Source organism: Geodermatophilus sp. SYSU D01106, from assembly GCF_054049995.1.
Window position 1 is genome coordinate 122,120 of record NZ_JBJGYM010000010.1, and the last position, 15,595, is coordinate 137,714.

15 protein-coding genes are annotated in these 15,595 nt (G+C 77.2%); 7 read left to right on the forward strand and 8 right to left on the reverse strand.

Annotated elements, in window-relative coordinates:
- Positions 1-15: 15 nt before the first annotated feature.
- Positions 16-1,317: an ArgE/DapE family deacylase gene (locus tag ACI78R_RS12875; protein ID WP_245794252.1), complete on the reverse strand. Its 1,302-nt coding sequence runs from the start codon at positions 1,315-1,317 to the stop codon at positions 16-18.
- Between the two features lie 139 nt (positions 1,318-1,456).
- On the opposite strand from ACI78R_RS12875, the gene ACI78R_RS12880 reads away from it, so the two are divergent.
- A complete protein-coding gene (locus tag ACI78R_RS12880) occupies positions 1,457-1,894 on the forward strand; it encodes an Lrp/AsnC family transcriptional regulator (RefSeq protein WP_073418458.1) in 438 nt (145 codons plus the stop codon).
- Positions 1,895-1,927: 33 nt separating this feature from the next.
- On the opposite strand, the gene ACI78R_RS12885 is transcribed toward ACI78R_RS12880, so the two are convergent.
- Entirely contained in the window at positions 1,928-2,740 is an 813-nt protein-coding gene (locus tag ACI78R_RS12885) for a DUF3027 domain-containing protein (protein ID WP_336030012.1), read from the reverse strand.
- A 101-nt stretch (positions 2,741-2,841) separates the two neighbouring features.
- Here ACI78R_RS12885 and ACI78R_RS12890 point away from each other — a divergent pair, with 101 nt between their 5' ends.
- On the forward strand, positions 2,842-4,476 hold the full coding sequence (locus ACI78R_RS12890; protein ID WP_457041007.1) for an MFS transporter: 1,635 nt from the start codon (positions 2,842-2,844) through the stop codon (positions 4,474-4,476).
- On the forward strand, positions 4,473-4,985 hold the full coding sequence (locus ACI78R_RS12895; RefSeq protein WP_073418452.1) for a DUF2771 family protein: 513 nt from the start codon (positions 4,473-4,475) through the stop codon (positions 4,983-4,985). The genes ACI78R_RS12890 and ACI78R_RS12895 overlap by 4 nt, the downstream gene beginning before the upstream one ends.
- A 10-nt stretch (positions 4,986-4,995) precedes the next feature.
- On the opposite strand, the gene ACI78R_RS12900 is transcribed toward ACI78R_RS12895, so the two are convergent.
- Together ACI78R_RS12900 and ACI78R_RS12905 are read right to left on the reverse strand one after the other, a co-directional pair.
- Positions 4,996-5,391: a cold-shock protein gene (locus tag ACI78R_RS12900; RefSeq protein WP_073418450.1), complete on the reverse strand. Its 396-nt coding sequence runs from the start codon at positions 5,389-5,391 to the stop codon at positions 4,996-4,998.
- Between the two features lie 80 nt (positions 5,392-5,471).
- Complete coding sequence (locus ACI78R_RS12905) at positions 5,472-6,065, reverse strand: nucleotidyltransferase family protein (RefSeq protein ID WP_336030018.1); 594 nt, start codon at positions 6,063-6,065, stop codon at positions 5,472-5,474.
- A 72-nt stretch (positions 6,066-6,137) separates the two neighbouring features.
- Between ACI78R_RS12905 and ACI78R_RS12910 the strand changes: the two genes are divergently transcribed.
- Both ACI78R_RS12910 and ACI78R_RS12915 read left to right on the forward strand, forming a co-directional pair.
- Positions 6,138-6,905, forward strand: coding sequence for an endonuclease/exonuclease/phosphatase family protein (locus tag ACI78R_RS12910; RefSeq protein ID WP_336030020.1), 768 nt, complete (start codon positions 6,138-6,140; stop codon positions 6,903-6,905).
- A gap of 49 nt (positions 6,906-6,954) precedes the next feature.
- The gene (locus tag ACI78R_RS12915; RefSeq protein WP_457041008.1) at positions 6,955-7,272 is read left to right on the forward strand and encodes a hypothetical protein; all 318 of its coding nucleotides are present in this window, start codon (positions 6,955-6,957) and stop codon (positions 7,270-7,272) included.
- Positions 7,273-7,317: 45 nt separating this feature from the next.
- On the opposite strand, the gene ACI78R_RS12920 is transcribed toward ACI78R_RS12915, so the two are convergent.
- Together ACI78R_RS12920 and ACI78R_RS12925 are read right to left on the reverse strand one after the other, a co-directional pair.
- Positions 7,318-7,545 carry a hypothetical protein gene (locus tag ACI78R_RS12920; protein WP_073419490.1) on the reverse strand — a complete coding sequence of 76 codons (228 nt, stop codon included), beginning with the start codon at positions 7,543-7,545 and terminating at the stop codon, positions 7,318-7,320.
- Between the two features lie 95 nt (positions 7,546-7,640).
- Positions 7,641-8,171, reverse strand: coding sequence for a hypothetical protein (locus ACI78R_RS12925; protein ID WP_073419489.1), 531 nt, complete (start codon positions 8,169-8,171; stop codon positions 7,641-7,643).
- Between the two features lie 58 nt (positions 8,172-8,229).
- Between ACI78R_RS12925 and ACI78R_RS12930 the strand changes: the two genes are divergently transcribed.
- Together ACI78R_RS12930 and ACI78R_RS12935 are read left to right on the forward strand one after the other, a co-directional pair.
- Positions 8,230-10,491 carry a helicase-associated domain-containing protein gene (locus tag ACI78R_RS12930; protein ID WP_457041009.1) on the forward strand — a complete coding sequence of 754 codons (2,262 nt, stop codon included), beginning with the start codon at positions 8,230-8,232 and terminating at the stop codon, positions 10,489-10,491.
- 41 nt (positions 10,492-10,532) lie between these two features.
- A complete protein-coding gene (locus ACI78R_RS12935) occupies positions 10,533-12,218 on the forward strand; it encodes a DNA repair helicase XPB (protein WP_457041010.1) in 1,686 nt (561 codons plus the stop codon).
- Between the two features lie 105 nt (positions 12,219-12,323).
- On the opposite strand, the gene ACI78R_RS12940 is transcribed toward ACI78R_RS12935, so the two are convergent.
- Together ACI78R_RS12940 and ACI78R_RS12945 are read right to left on the reverse strand one after the other, a co-directional pair.
- Entirely contained in the window at positions 12,324-13,358 is a 1,035-nt protein-coding gene (locus ACI78R_RS12940) for an NAD(P)H-dependent flavin oxidoreductase (protein WP_457041011.1), read from the reverse strand.
- Positions 13,359-13,422: 64 nt separating this feature from the next.
- Positions 13,423-15,585, reverse strand: a complete 2,163-nt coding sequence (locus ACI78R_RS12945) for a DUF222 domain-containing protein (RefSeq protein ID WP_457041012.1) — start codon at positions 15,583-15,585, stop codon at positions 13,423-13,425.
- Positions 15,586-15,595 lie beyond the last annotated feature (10 nt).

Below are 15,595 nucleotides of genomic sequence, written 5' to 3' on the forward strand. Positions count from 1 at the left end.
GCCGGCGGCCCGCCGCTACGCCTGCAGCAGGCGCACCGTCGCCAGGGCCAGCACGCGGGTGACCGCGGTCAGCTCGGTCAGGTCGACGTGCTCGTCGTAGGAGTGCGCGTGCACGACGTCGCCGGGGCCGTAGTGCAGCGTCGGGACACCCTCGGCGGCGTAGAGCCGCAGGTCGCTGCCGTAGGGCACGCCCCGTTCCCGCGGCGCGGTGCCGGTCAGGTCGGCCTGGGCCGAGGCCACCACGTCCCGCAGCGGGGCGCCGGCCGGCGTGCGCCCCGGGGCGAACTGCCCGCCGGGCCACGTCACCTCCACCGGGTGTGCCCGCAGGAACGGGTGCCCGGCGCAGGCGGCGGCCAGGCGCTCCTCGACGGCGGCGCGCGCGTCGGCCGGGTCCTCGTCCAGGCGCACGCCCAGGCGGCCGGTGGCGGTGAGGGAGTCGGGCACGGTGCTGGCCCAGTCGCCGGCCACGACGGTCCCGACGGAGAGCGTGTGCGCGACGGGGTACTCCGCCATCAGCGGGTCGACGACGGCGTTGCGCTCGGCCTCGAGCTCGCGCAGCACGGCGTCGAGGTACCCGAAGTGCTCCACCGCGCTGTGCCCGGCCCAGCGGGTGCTGCCGTGCGCCGGCTCGCCCGGGACGACGAGCCGGAAGGTGAGCGCGCCGCCGGCCGCGGTGGTGAGGGTGCCGCTGGTGGGCTCGGTGATGACACAGGCGTCCCCGCGGTGCCCGCGGGCCAGCGTCGCGAAGGCACCCAGGCCGCCGTCCTCCTCGCCGCCGACCAGGTGCAGCGCGAGCCGGCCGGGCAGCCGCACGCCGCTGGCCAGCACCGCCTCGGCGACCGCCAGGTTCGCGGCCACCCCGGCCTTCATGTCGCAGGCGCCGCGGCCGTACAGACGCGGACCGGCCGGCCGGGGGGTCCACGGGTCCCCGCCCCAGCGCCGGGGGTCGCCGGGCGGGACGACGTCCACGTGTCCCTGGAGCACCACGGTCGGCCCGTCGCCGGTCCCGGTCGAGGCCACCAGCCCCCACGCCTCGCGCCGCGGCACCTCCGTGCCCGGGAAGCCGGGCCGGGCGGCGAGCGCGTCGACGTCGAGCCGCCAGTGGTCGACGTCCATCCCGGCGCGCGCGGTGCGCTCCGCCAGGCCGGCGAGCAGGTCGGACTCGGCGTCGCTGCCGGTCACGCTGGGCACGCGCACGAGGTCGGCCAGGGTCCGGTGCAGCGCGGCGACGTCGAGGGCGTCGAGGACGGCCTCCTCGACCCGGCTGGTCCCGCCCCGCGGCGCCCCGGTCTCGGGCGCCCACCCCGTCAGCGTCACGTCTCCTCCTCCGCCGGCCGCCACCGTGGCGAGTGGAGGGAACGCTAGGGAGCCCGGGCGTCCGGCGGGAGTCCCATCGACTGCGTCCGACCTACGATCCGTTGCGTCTACAGGGCACCCGACGCAACGGAGGACCGCGGTGGACGAGCTGGACAGGGCGATCGTGCAGCGGCTCGTGCGCGACGCCCGCAGCACCTACGGCCGGATCGGGGCGGAGGTGTCGCTGAGCGCCCCGGCGGTGAAGCGGCGCGTCGACCGCCTGCTCCGCAGCGGGGCGATCCGCGGGTTCACCGCCGTGCTCGACCCCGCCGTGCTCGAGTGGTCCGTGGAGGCCTACGTGTGGGTCTACTGCGAGGGGGCGCCCGACCCGGAGGAGGTGCGCCGCCAGCTCGAGGACGTGCCCGAGGTCGTGCAGGCGACGACGATCTCCGGCACCGCCGACGCCGTGCTGCGGCTCCAGGCGCGCGACACCGCCGAGCTCGAGCGCGCCGTGCGCCGGCTGCGGGCGCTGCCCACCGTCGCGCGGACGGAGAGCGCGGTGGTGCTCTCCCGGCTCATCGACCGGCCGCGGAGCTGAGCCCGCGGAGCTGAGGCCGCGCGGCCGCGGTGGTCAGTCGGTGAGGACGTCGAAGTCCGCGGTGTCGTAGCGGGCCGACGTCACGACCTCCGCCGGCTCGCCCGCGGCCAGGGTGGCCTGGCTGTGCGCGCCGCAGCCGTACTCGACGGCGACGACGCGGCCGTCGGCCGGGGAGTACTCGTTGCCGCAGGCGCCGAACAGGCCGCGCAGCGACCCGGCCAGCGGCAGGAAGAAGCCACAGGTGCCGCACGGCCCGGGGGCCTGTCGGGCCATCGGGGCGCGCGGGCCGAAGTCGCCGGCCAGCCAGCGGGCGGCGGCGCCGCCGCGGCCCTCGGGCGACAGCACCCGCTCGCGGCCCAGGCCCACCTCGGTGGCCACGGCCTGCGCCTCGGGGTCGGCGGCCGCGTCGTCGTCGGCGGTGTAGGAGGGGACGAGCCGCGGGTCGTCCTCGGTGGCCGGGAGCACGTCGCCGACCGACAGGTCGCCGGGGCGCAGCCGCTCGTGCCAGGGCACCCAGGCCGGCGCCAGCAGCGCGGCGTCGCCGGGCAGCAGCACGACCTCGTCGACGGTGACCTCGCCCGCGCCGGGGACGGCGGCCAGGGTGACGGCCCAGTGCCAGCCGGCGTAGCCGGGCAGCCGGCTGGCGAAGGAGTGGGTGACCACCGCGCCGAGCGCGGCCTCGTCCACGCCCCCGGCCGCGGGGCCGAGCGGCTCGGCGGCCGCGCCGAGGTGCTCGCCGACCAGCGCGGGGTCGCCGGCCGTCTCCTCGGCCGCGGCGCGGGCGGTGTCGACGGCGGCGGTCAGCACGTCACTGCCCGCGGGGGCGGGGTCGGGGTCCGGGCGCACCCGTCCATCGTCCCAGACGCGCCGGGAGGCACCCGCGCGCCGGGCCGGGACCGTGATCACGGTCGCCCCGGACGCCCAGGTCGGTACGGCACCATGGGGGCGTGCCGTCCTCGCGTCCGCCCGGGTCCCGCCGGGGTCCGCTGCGCCGCGCCCGGACCGGGCCGCCCCCGCCCGACCGGATGGACACCGCCCCGCTCGACCTCCCCCCGCCGGGGTACGGGCCGCCGCCGGGGTACGGCCCGCCGCCGTACGACCCGGGCTACGGCCCGCCGCCGCAGGCCCTGCCCCCGCCACCGCCGACGGTCCCGCAGCCGGAGCCGGCGCCCGCGCCGCAGTCCGCGGCGGAGCCGCGGGTCACCGTCACCCGCGTCGCCGTCGCCCGCAGCCGGGAACTGACCCGCGCCGGTGTCGCCCGGGTCCGGCGGGCCAGCCGGGCCGACGGCGCCGGGGAGAGCGGGCTGACCCAGCTGCTGTGGGTCAACGCGATGCACATGGCCGGCGACGCGATGATCGCCGTCTCGCTGGCCGGCACCCTGTTCTTCGCCGCCGCGGCCGACGCCCAGCGCGGCAACGTGGCCCTCTACCTGCTGGTGACGATGGCGCCGTTCGCCGTCGTCGCGCCGGTGATCGGCCCGCTGCTGGACCGGCTGCAGCGCGGCCGCCGCTGGGCGCTCGGCGCGGCCTCCTTCGGGCGGGCGCTGCTGGCGCTGGTCATGGCCGCCCACCAGGACGACTGGTGGCTCTACCCCGCGGCCCTCGGCGTGCTCGTGCTGTCCAAGGCGCACAACGTGCTGCGCGCCGCCGTCGTCCCGCGGGTGCTGCCCGGCGCGATGTCGCTGACGTCGGCCAACGCCCGGCTGTCGGTGTTCGGCCTGGTCACCGCGGGCGTCTTCGGCGGGATCGGCGCGGGGCTGGCCTGGGCGTTCGGCTTCCCGCCCCTGCTGTGGGTCACCGCGGTCGTCTTCGCCGTCACCGGCGTCCTGGCCGTCCGGCTGCCCCGGCACGTCGACGTCCCCACCGGCGAGCAGCCCGCCGACGTGCTGAGCACCGGCGAGGTCCCGGTGGCCGGCCGCCGGCGCCGCCCGGTCAACCCGCACGTGGTGCTCGCGCTGCGGGCCAACGCCGCGCTGCGCGGTCTCGGCGGCTTCCTCACGATCTTCTCGGCGTTCCTGGTGCAGGCCACCGTCGAGGGCGGCTGGGAGTCCACGCTGGCGCTCGGCGCGATCGCCGGCGCCGCGGGGGCCGGCAGCGTCCTGGGCACCGGCGTCGGGTCGCGGCTGCACTCCGCCGACCCCGACCGGGTGGTGGTCTGGTCGGCCGGCGTGGCCGCCGCCGTCACCGTGCTCGCGGCGGTCTTCTTCGGCCTCGCGACGGCGGCCGCGGTCGCGGGCGTCTCGGCGGTCGCCAACGCGCTGGGCAAGGTCGCGCTCGACGCGATCATCCAGCGCGAGGTCCCGGAGAGCCTGCGGGCCTCGGCGTTCGCCCGCTCGGAGACGGTGCTGCAGCTGGCCTGGGTGGTCGGCGGCGCCATCGGCATCGCGCTCCCACCGATCGGCTGGCTCGGGTTCACCGTGGCCGCCGCGCTGCTCGTCCTCGCCGTCGGCCTGGTGCTGTGGACCCCGCGGCGGCGCAGCTGGCGGCCCGTCGACCCCGAGGCACCCACCGTGCCCGGCGCCGGACCGCAGGCCTGGCCCGCGCCCGACGCCCCGACCGTGCCGGAGGCACCCCGCCCGTGAGCTCCTCCCCCCGCGCCGCCGCCCTCGTCCTGGCCGGCGCGCTCCCCGTCGTGCTGGCCGGCTGCGGCGGCCCGTCGGCGTCGGACACCCCGCCCGACGTCACCGTGACCGCCGGGCCGCAGGAGGTCACCGCGCGCCCCACGCAGTACTGCGCCGAGGGCGAGGGCCAGCGCTACAGCGGGGTTACCCCGCCGATCATCGAGGTCTCCCCCGGCACCCCGATCGCGCTGACCGTGCCCGACGACGTGGCCGCCAACGGCTGGAGCGTGCAGGTCTTCGACGAGCGGCTCGAGGAGCGGATCGGCGAGGTCGACGTCGAGGCCGGCACGACCACCTACGAGGGGATCACCAGCTCCGACGTCGTCCCGGCGGCGTTCTACCTCGTCGTCGTCGAGGACCGGCACGGCGAGTGCCTGCTGACCGGCTCGTGGCCGGTCGGCTTCCTGCGCGCCGGCGGCGAGGTGGTCGAGCCGACGCCGACGGCGCCGTCGGCCACCCCCGCCGGCTGACCCGCGGGCCTCAGGCCTCCAGGTCGCCGGCGACGGCGCGCAGCACCGCCGCGACCTTGCGCGACTCGGCGCGGTCGGGGTGCCGGCCGCGGCGCAGCGAGGTGGAGACGTCGTCGAGCAGCCGGATGAGGTCCTCGATGATCGGGACCAGCTCGTCGGGCTTCTTCCGCTTCGCCTCGGCCACCTTGGCCGCCACCGACGGCAGCGGGTCGAGGACGCGGACCTGCAGCGCCTGGTCACCCCGCCGGCCGGCGACGATGCCGAACTCCACCCGCTGGCCGGGCTTGAGCTCGGCCGTGCCGGAGGGCAGCGCGTCCTTGTGCACGAAGACGTCGGGCCCGTCCTCGCGCGAGAGGAAGCCGAACCCCTTCTCGGGGTTGAACCACTTGACTCTGCCGGTGGGCACGGTGAGATCCCTCGGTCGCTCGCTGGGGTGGTCCGGCACGGGTGCCGGCGTCGGCGGCAGGACTGCCGCGCGTCCCCAGGTTAGCCGTCCGCCCGGACGCCCCCGCCGTCCGCGAACTCCGCCGGGTCGACGACGCCGAGGCGGCCGAGCAGGTCGAGGAAGACCGAGGCGAAGTCGTTGTCGGCGACCTCCCGGCGCACCGTGGCCCAGTCGACCTGCTCGCGCAGTGCCCGTGCCACGGGCAGCAGGCGGGCGAGGTCGCAGTAGTGCTCGTCGAGGGCCATCAGCTTGGTGGTGAGGATGTCGGTGGCCGCGAGCACGGGCATGTGCACCGACAGCACGGACCGCTCCTCGGAGCGCTCGATGAGGTCGGCCTCGACGGGGTGGCCGCAGGTGCGCCACAGGACGTCGACGAACGAGTTGCCCTGCACGACCTTGGTCAGCCAGTCCTCGGCCGGGTCCTCGACCTCCAGGCCGGCGTCGCGCAGGACCTTGACCGCCCGCTCGGCCTCGTCGGCGGTCACCAGGAAGTCCGCGTCGTGGTCGGGCTCGGGTGCGCCGCGGACCCACGCCGCGTAGCCGCCGCACAGGGCGAACGGCACGCCGCCCTCCTTGAGGGCCACGGCGGTGCGCTTGAGGAGGTCCCGGATCTCGTCGCGGTCGGAGGGCTGCACGGGGGTGCTGCTACCCGGCGCCGAACTGCTCACGCACGGGTGAACCGGCACCGCCCGGGGCACGGGGAGCGGGTGCGCATCGCGACCTTCAACATCCTGCACGGGCGCTCACCGGAGGACGACCGGGTCGACGTCGACCGGCTCGCCACGGCGGTGAAGGCGCTGGACGCCGACGTCCTGGGCCTGCAGGAGGTCGACCGCGACCAGCCGCGGTCGATGAACGCCGACCTGACCGCCGTGGCCGCCGAGGCGATGGGCGCCGTCGACTCCCAGTTCGTCGCCGCGCTGTCGGGCACCCCCGGCGGGACGTGGATGGCGGCGACCGGCGACGAGCAGCCCGGGGCGGCGAGCTACGGCATCGCGCTGCTCTCGCGGCACCCCGTCGTCTCGTGGCGGGTGGTCCGGCTGCCGGCGCTGCGGGGCCGCGTGCCGGTGTGGTTCCCCGGCGCCCGGGCGCCGAAGCTGGTCAGCGAGGAGCCGCGGGTCGCGGTGGCTGCGGTGGTGGACGGCCCGCACGGGCAGTTCACCGTGGCCTGCACGCACCTGTCGTTCGTGCCGTACTGGAACACGGTGCAGCTGCGCCGTCTCGTGCGGTCGATGCGGGGCACGCGCGAGCCGCTCGTCGTGCTCGGCGACCTCAACATGGAGCCGCCGAAGGCCCGGCGGGTCAGCGGGCTGCGGCCGCTGGCGTCGGGCCCGACGTTCCCGCTGGAGGAGCCGACCCGGCAGCTGGACCACGTGCTGGTGCGCGGCGGGCTGCGGGCGACCGGCCCGGCCGAGGCGGTGCGGCTGCCGCTGTCGGACCACCGCGCGCTCGTGGTGGACGTCGAACCCACCTGATCGGGCAAGCGGTTGGCGTCGTGACAATGTCCGGTGTCACGATGCGCGCATGGCTGCCGACGTCGGGACCCGCGCGTTCACCCTGGTCGCGTCGGCGGTGCGCGTGGTCGCGTCGCTGGTCGCCGTCGTCATCGTGGTGCACGCGGTCTTCACGTTCTTCGAGGCGAACCCGGCGAACTCGTTGGTGTCGGCCGCGGCGTCGGTGCGCCGCGACCTCGGCTGGTTCACCGTCGACCTGTTCCGGCCGTCGGACCCGAAGACCGGTGAGACGGTCAACGCCGCGCTCGCCGCGCTGGTCTGGGTCGTGGCCGGCAACCTCGTGTCGAAGCTGCTCACCCGGCTGGCGCCGTCGCCGTCCCGGTCCTGACGCGCCCGCGCCGCCGCCGGACCCGGCGACGGCGCGGGGAGGGGCTCAGGGGCGCCGGTTCTCCGGCAGCTGCACCCCGGCCCGGTTGGGCTTGTCGGTGGGGTGCGCGTATCGGATCCGCTCCGGCGGCAGGGGGAAGCTGTGGTCCTCGCCGAACGGGGACAGCGACCCGGCCATCTCACCGAGCAGCTCGGTGACCGGCGGGCCGGCGTTCTCCGACTGTCCCCAGGTCGGCTCGACCAGGTGGGCGTGCTTCTCCTTGCGCTTGGCCATGTCGCCTCCGTGCTCCGGGCGCACCCCGGGGGTGCGCGTCCCCGCCATTCTCCCGTGCGCGGGCTCCTACCCGCAGCAGGCCTCCCCCGACACGGTCAGCGCGGCCGCCGGGCCGTGCGGGCGCCGAAGAGCGTGGGCAGCCCCTCGGCGGTGAGCACCCACTGCCCGCCGCCCACGGGTGCCGCGCGCACCTCGCCGCCGTCGAGGGCCTGCACCTGCCGGGTGCGCCAGACCGAGGTGCTCACCAGCCGCAGCCGCACCGGCTCGTCGTCGGGGTCCCACTCGTCGTAGCCCTCCGGCTCGAAGGCGACGATCGCCGGGCCGGCGATCCGCAGCAGCCCGCGCTGCCACGGGACGGCCGACAGCGCCCGCCGCCAGCGGGTGGCCCGGGCCAGGGCGCCGAGGCCCGCGGCCACCGCGCAGGCGCCGCCGACGGTGAGCGCGACGACGACGAGCCCGGCCAGCGGGACCGGGCGGCCGCGGTCGTCGGCGAGGCTGACCGCGACCGCGCCGAGCAGCACGGCGAGCACGACGGCGATGGCGCCGCCGACGAGCCAGCGCAGCGCGCCGGCCCGGTAGCCCTCGAGGGCGGTCCGGGTGTGCGGGTCGTCGGCGGCCGGTTGCACGACGTCATCGTCGCAGGGCACGGGCGGTGTCCCGGGCGGTGGACGTAACGTGGTCCGGATGCCTGCCGACCGTCCCGCCACGCTGGCCGCGTGGCTGCGCACCCGCAGTGACGCCCAGCTCGCGGCGCTGCTGGCCGCCCGTCCCGACGTGGCGCGCCCCGCGCCGTCGGACGTCGTCGCGCTGGCCAGCCGGCTGGCGGTGCCGGTCTCCGTCGACCGCGCGCTCGACAACCTCGACGCCGCCACCCTCCAGGTGCTCGACGTCGTGCTGCTCGCGCCCACCGACGGGGTGGACGCCGCCGAGGTCGTGGGCGCCCTGCGCGGGCTGCCCGAGGACGTCGTCGCGGACGCGGTCGAGCGGCTGACCACGCGGGCGCTGCTGTGGGGCGACGACGTCCTGCACGCCCCCGACCAGGTGCGCCGCGCCGTCCGCTACCCCGCGGGGCTCGGGCGCCGCGCCGCCGAGCTGCGGGTGACGCTGCCGGCCGACCTGCCCGCCGCCGTCGCCGCGCTGGAGCCGGCCGAGCGGCAGGTGCTCGAGCGGCTGGCCGGCGACCGCCCCGTGGGTCACCTGCCCGAGGCCGGCGGCGGCACCGCGTCGCCGGCGCGGCGGCTGCTGCAGGCCGGGCTGCTGGCCCGCATCGACGCGCTCAACGTGGAGCTGCCGCGCGAGATCGGCCTGCTGCTGCGGGGCACCGAGCCGCTCGGCCCCTCGCGGGTGGAGCCGCGACCGGCGGTGGTCGAGCGCGACCGGGCCGTCGTCGACCGGCAGGCCGCGGGTGCGGCGCTGGAGGCGGTCGGGCGGATCGGCGAGCTGCTGGCGGTGCTCGAGGAGGAGCCGGCCGGGCTGCTGCGCAGCGGCGGGGTCGCCGTCCGCGACCGCAAGCGGCTCGCGAAGGCGCTGACGGTGTCGGAGGCCGACGCCGGGTGGCTGCTGGAGCTGGCCTTCTCGGCCGGGCTGCTCGACGTCGGCGGGCCGCACCGCGACGAGTGGCTGCCCACCCGCGGCTACGACCTCTGGCGGGAGCAGCCGCTGGCCGACCGGTGGGCGACGCTCGCCGCCGGGTGGCTGGCGAGCACCCGGCTGCCGTCGCTGGTGGGGCAGCGCGACGTCGCCGGGAAGGCGGTCAACGCCCTCTCCCCCGACCTCGTGCGGCACACCGCGCCGTCGATCCGCCGGTCGGCGCTGGAGGCGCTCGCCGGGTACCCGCCGGGCCGCGGCCTGGCCCCCGACGACCTGGTGGACCTGCTGCGGTGGCGCACGCCGCGGCGGGGCGACCGGCTGGCCCCGGTGCCGGACATGCTGGCCGAGGCCGCGCGCATCGGCGTCCTGGTGGGCGGGGTGCTGTCCTCGGGCGGGCGCGGGCTGCTGGTCGCCGGCGAGGAGGGCGCGGCCGACGGGATGCAGGGACTGCTGCCCGAGCCGGTCGACCACGTGCTCGCCCAGCCGGACCTGACGCTGGTGGCGCCCGGGCCGCTGGTGGCCGAGCTCGCCGACACGCTGTCGGTCGTCGCCGACGTCGAGTCCTCGGGCGGGGCCACGGTGTTCCGGGTGTCGGAGGCGTCGGTGCGGCGGGCGCTGGACGCGGGCTGGTCGGCCACCGACCTGCACGAGTTCTTCACCCGCGCCTCGCGCACGCCGGTGCCGCAGGCCCTGGACTACCTGGTCGACGACGTCGCCCGGCAGCACGGGCGGCTGCGGGTCGGCTCGATCGAGTGCTACGTGCGCTCCGACGACCACGGCCTGCTCTCCCAGGTCCTCGGCGACCGGCGCACGGCCGACGCCGAGCTGCGCCGCCTGGCGCCCGGAGTGCTGGTCAGCGGGCTGGGTGCCGACGAGGTGCTGACCGTGCTGCGTGCCGCCGGGTACGCCCCGGCCGGGGAGTCGCCGGGCGGCGCGGTGCTCACCCGGCCGCCGGCGCGGCCGCGGGCCGCGGGGCGCCGTCCCGGGCTGCCGGCGGCCGCCGCGGGCCGCCCGCTGACGGCGGCGGAGGCCGACGCCACCGTGCGCGAGATCCGCGCCGGCGACGCCGCCCTGGCCGCCCGGCCCGCGGCGCCGGTCCGGCAGGTCCCGGGCGTGACGACGGCGGGCACGCTGGAGGTGCTCTCCCGCGCGATCCGCGACGGCGTGCCGGTGTGGCTCGGCTACGTCGACGCACAGGGCAGCGGCAGCCAGCGCGTGGTGCAGCCGGTGTCACTGGCCGGTGGTTTCCTCCAGGGCTGGGACGAGCGCCGGCAGGAGAACCGCACCTTCGCGGTGCACCGGATCACCTCGGTGGCGCTGGTCGAGGAGGAAGCACCGGCCGCCGGCAACGGTTGACCTGACAGACGCCCACCCGCCGAGGAGAGGCCACCCATCCCGTGAACGACGGACCCCTCATCGTCCAGTCGGACAAGACGCTGCTGCTCGAGGTCGACCACCCGCAGGCCCGCGACTGCCGCGCGGCCATCGCGCCGTTCGCCGAGCTCGAGCGCTCGCCCGAGCACGTGCACACCTACCGGGTCACCCCGCTGGCGCTGTGGAACGCCCGCGCCGCGGGGCACGACGCCGAGCAGGTCGTCGACGCGCTGGTGCGCTACTCGCGCTACCCGGTGCCGCACGCGCTGCTGGTCGACGTCGCCGACACGATGGACCGCTTCGGCCGGCTGACGCTGCAGAACGACCCGGTGCACGGGCTGGTGCTCACCACCACCGACCGGGCGGTGCTCGAGGAGGTCGTCCGCTCCAAGCGGGTGGCCCCGATGATCGGCGCGCGGATCGACGCGGACACCGTCGTCGTCCACCCCTCCGAGCGCGGCCGGCTCAAGCAGGCGCTGCTCAAGGTCGGCTGGCCGGCGGAGGACCTCGCGGGCTACGTCGACGGCCAGGCGCACCCGATCGAGCTGGCGCAGGACGGCTGGCACCTGCGCGACTACCAGCAGGAAGCCGTCGAGGGCTTCTGGGCGGGTGGCTCGGGCGTCGTCGTGCTCCCGTGTGGCGCGGGCAAGACGCTGGTCGGCGCCGCGGCGATGGCCCAGGCCGGCGCGACCACGCTGATCCTGGTCACCAACACCGTCTCGGGGCGGCAGTGGAAGCGCGAGCTCATCGCGCGCACCTCGCTCACCGAGGACGAGATCGGCGAGTACTCGGGCGAGCGCAAGGAGATCCGCCCGGTCACCATCGCCACCTACCAGGTGATGACCACCCGCCGGAAGGGCGAGTACCGGCACCTGGACCTGTTCGACGCGCAGGACTGGGGCCTGATCGTCTACGACGAGGTGCACCTGCTGCCCGCGCCGATCTTCCGGCTCACCGCCGACCTGCAGTCCCGCCGCCGGCTCGGGCTCACGGCCACGCTGGTGCGCGAGGACGGGCGCGAGGACGACGTCTTCTCCCTCATCGGGCCCAAGCGCTACGACGCGCCGTGGAAGGACATCGAGTCGCAGGGCTACATCGCCCCGGCCGAGTGCATCGAGGTCCGCGTCGCGCTCGACGACGAGGAGCGGATGACCTACGCCGTCGCCGAGCCCGAGGAGCGCTACCGGATCGCGGCCACGGCGACGTCGAAGCTGCCGGTGATCCGGCGGGTGCTCGAGCGGCACCCCGACGAGCAGAAGCTCGTCATCGGCGCCTACCTCGACCAGCTCGAGGAGCTCGGGCGGGCGCTCGACGCCCCGGTCATCCAGGGCTCCACGACCAACCGGGAGCGGGAGAAGCTGTTCGACGCCTTCCGCCGCGGCGAGGTCAAGACGCTGGTGGTCTCGAAGGTCGCCAACTTCTCGATCGACCTGCCGGAGGCCGCGGTCGCCGTCCAGGTGTCGGGGACCTTCGGCTCGCGGCAGGAGGAGGCGCAGCGCCTCGGGCGGGTGCTCCGCCCCAAGGCCGACGGCCGGCAGGCGCACTTCTACACGGTCGTCAGCCGCGACACCCTCGACGCGGAGTACGCCGCCCACCGGCAGCGGTTCCTCGCCGAGCAGGGCTACGCGTACACGATCGTCGACGCCGCCGACCTGGCCGGCCCGGGCGAGGTCAACGGCCCCGACTGGGTCGACGAGCCCGCCGACTGAAGAAGGACCACCCTTCCCCCCACGCCTCGCAGGCTCGGCGCGGGCCCCTGAAGGGTGGCCGGACCGCGGCCCCCTGGTCCTCGTGACCGGGGGGCCGCGGTCGTCTCAGCCGCCGGTGTGCCGGCGGAGGACGTCGACGGCGTCGGCGGCGATGCGGCGCACCAGGTCGCCGGCGGGCTTGGCCCGGCACAGCGCGTGGCCCTGCCCGGCCCACAGGTTGACCACCTCGGTGTCGCCGGACGCGCGGGCCGCGGCGCGCAGCGGCGTCGTCAGGTGGTGCACCTCCGGGTAGGCGGCCGGCGCCGCGGCGGAGTGCTCGGTGAGGAAGCGGTTGACCAGGCCGCGGGCGCGCCGGCCGCTGAAGGCGCGGGTGAGCGCGGTGGGCGTGGCGGTGCCGAGTGCGGCGCGGTGCATCGCGCTGGTGCCCGCCTCGGGGCTGAGCAGGAAGGCCGTGCCGAGCTGGGCCGCCTCCGCGCCGGCGACGAGGACCGCGGCGACCCCCGCGCCGTCCATCAGGCCGCCGGCGGCGACGAGCGGGAGGTCGACCGTGTCGCGGACGAGCCGCAGCAGCGTCAGCAGGCCGTACTCCCCCACGCCGTCCTCGTCGGAGGGCCCGCCGCGGTGGCCGCCGGCCTCGATGCCCTGGACGACGAGCGCGTCGGCGCCGGTGTCACGGGCGTCGGCGGCCTCCTGAGGCGTGGTGACGGTGACCAGGACGGTGGCGCCGGCGTCGTGCAGGGCGGCGACCATGTCGGGGCGGGGCAGGCCGAAGGTGAAGGACACGACCGGGACCCGCTCCTCGACCGCGACGGCGACCTTGGCCTCCCAGGCGTCGTCGTCGTGGACCGGGTCGCCGAGCTCGACGCCGGCCCGGCGGGCGTCCTCCCGCAGCGCGTCGGCGTAGCGGCGGACCACCTCCGGGTCACCGGGCGGGCCGGGGACGAAGACGTTGAGCCCGAACCGGCGGCTCGTGAGGGCCCGGGTGGCGCGGACGTCGTCGCGCACTGCGTCCGGCGTCCTGTAGCCGGCGGCGAGGCAGCCGAGCCCGCCGGCCTCGCTGACCGCGGCAGCCAGCGCCGGCGTGGACGGCCCGCCGGCCATCGGCGCCTGGACGATCGGACGGTCGAGCTCCAGCACCACGGCGTCCTCCCCTGAGCGCTCCTCTCGGCACCCTCTCACCGCGGTCCGGGACGCCTCCGGGCGGTCAGTACGGCGGTGGCTCCGTGCTCGCGGTGAGGCCGCTGGGTGTGGTGACGGTGAGGGTGCCGTCGGGCTGCAGGTCGTGGCTCCAGCCGGGGGCCTGGTGCTTGCCGCGGTGGTGGCCGGTACAGAAGCCGGTGAGGTTACCGGCGCTGGTGGGCCCGAGCGGCCACGGCGTGCCGTGGTCGAGCTCCCCCTTCTTCGGCACGGGGCGGCGGCAGCCGGGAAAGCGGCAGCGGCGGTCGCGGGCGCGGACGTGCCGGTCGAGGGCGGCGCCGGGCCGGTAGCGGTCGGTCCCGGCGGGTGCGTGCAGGCCGGTGCCGGCGCGGGTGGCGCGGCGGAGCCCGGGCAGGTCGGTCAGGGCCAGCAGGGCGCCGGTGAGGGCGTGGGTGACCGCGATGCGGGGCCGGTCGGCGAGGCCGCCGCCGGCGGTGCGGTCGAGCAGGTCGGCCAGATCGAGGCGGGTGTCGTCGGTCGCCGCGGCCAGCGCGGTCATCGCCTCGGCCGCCGCGCTCACCTGGCCGCCGGGACCGTCGGCCCAGGCCGCCTCGTCGGCAGTGTCGGCGCGCTCGGCGGTCGCCACCAGGCGGCGGGCACGACCGACCGCCTGCTCAGCGACGAGCAGCGCGGCGCCTGCGTCATCGACCGCGCGATCGGCGCGCGACCACCACCCGTCGGGCACGGGTCGCTGTGCCGGCGGGCTGCCGGTCGGTCGGGAGTCGGGTGCGGGCTCGCTGCGCCGGCGCGGTGGTGGCTGCCCGGCCGCGCGGGCGTCCTCCGCGGCGGCCCACCGGATGAGCACCTCTTCGGGGATCGGATCGTCCCGTCCGGCGAGGAGGTGGTCGGCGGTGCGGGCGTCCTCTTCGGCGGCCCACCGTTCGAGGACCTCTGCCGGGACGGGGTCGTCCCAGCCACCGGGGAGGGTCTCGGCGGTCGGGTCTGCGGGGACATCCGGCGTCGTGTCCTCGGCCGCGGGGTCCTCGACCGCCGGGTCCTCGACCGCCGGGTCCTCGACCGCCGGGTCCTCGACCGCCGGGTCCTCGACCGCCGGGTCCTCGACCGCCGGGTCCTCGACCGCCGGGTCCTCGACCGCCGGGTCCTCGACCGCCGGGGCCTCGACAGCCGGGGCCTCGACAGCCGGGGCCTCGACAGCCGGGGCCTCGACAGCCGGGGCCTCGACCGCGGTGTCGGCGGTCGCGGTGCCCTCGGCGAGCGCCGCGTCGCCCTCGGCGGTCACGTCCTCGGCGGTGGTGCGCGTGCCGGTCAAGGCCGCGAGCAGGGCGCGCACCACCTCGGCCGGGACGACCTGACCGTCGATCTCGCACGGCTGGTCACCACCGAGCAGCGCGCCGACCGGAGCGACCACGTTGAGGACCACCTGCACCGGGGACAGCCCGTTCTCGCCGGGCCGCAGCACCAGGTCGAGCAGGGCATCGGCCATCTTCTGGCCCCGCGTGCGGCCGTCGTCGGGCAGCGCGTCGGCGTAGGCGCCCAGCGCCGCCATGAGCGCCGCTGCCTCGGGCGTCGTCAGGAGAGCGGAGACGACCGCCATGCCGTCACAGCTGTCGGGCCGGCACGAGAGCCCGCGCCGCGTGATGGCCCGCGCGAGGTCCTCGGCGGCCGATCGGGCCTTGCGCTTGAGCACCTCCCGGCGGGCCTTGTCGCGCAGCTGCGCCGGCGTGCACGCGGTCCCCCGGCGGGCGGCCCACGCCAGGAGGTCCCGCTCCAGCGCGGCGCGCACCGTGTCGTCGGCGATCGGTGCGACGTGGTCGAGCAGCGCGGTGACGTGCCCGGCGTGGACGGCACCGGCCTCGAGCGCGTTCAGGGTGGCCGGGAGCCGGTGCACGAGCGTCAGGGAGGTGGTCAAGAGGGACTCGGCGGCGTGAGAGGTGAGCGACAGGGCGATCGACAGCTCCTGGGTGGCCCACTCGCTCACCGACCGCAGCAGCTCCGGCCGCACAGCCCACCGGTCGGCCGCCATCGCACCCCGCGCGCCCTGCGGCCGGTCGACCGAGGACGGCCGCGAGAGCGCGAACGCCGCCACCGCCCGGTACCGCAGCGCCGACTGCCGCGACAGCTCCCGGTCCGCGGCCTGCACCAGCCCCAGCGGACCCCGCGCCCAGCCGACCGACGGCGCGGGCGCCACGCCGGTCAGCACGTCGTCCACACCCAGGAAG

Bases quoted from the DNA above. Each gene is read 5' to 3' on its own strand.
- ACI78R_RS12920 (WP_073419490.1), bottom strand. From the start codon at position 7,545: ATGGCCAAGCGCAAGGAGAAGCACGCCCACCTGGTCGAGCCGACCTGG.
- ACI78R_RS12930 (WP_457041009.1), top strand. From the start codon at position 8,230: ATGCCTGCCGACCGTCCCGCCACGCTGGCCGCGTGGCTGCGCACCCGC.
- ACI78R_RS12915 (WP_457041008.1), top strand. From the start codon at position 6,955: ATGGCTGCCGACGTCGGGACCCGCGCGTTCACCCTGGTCGCGTCGGCG.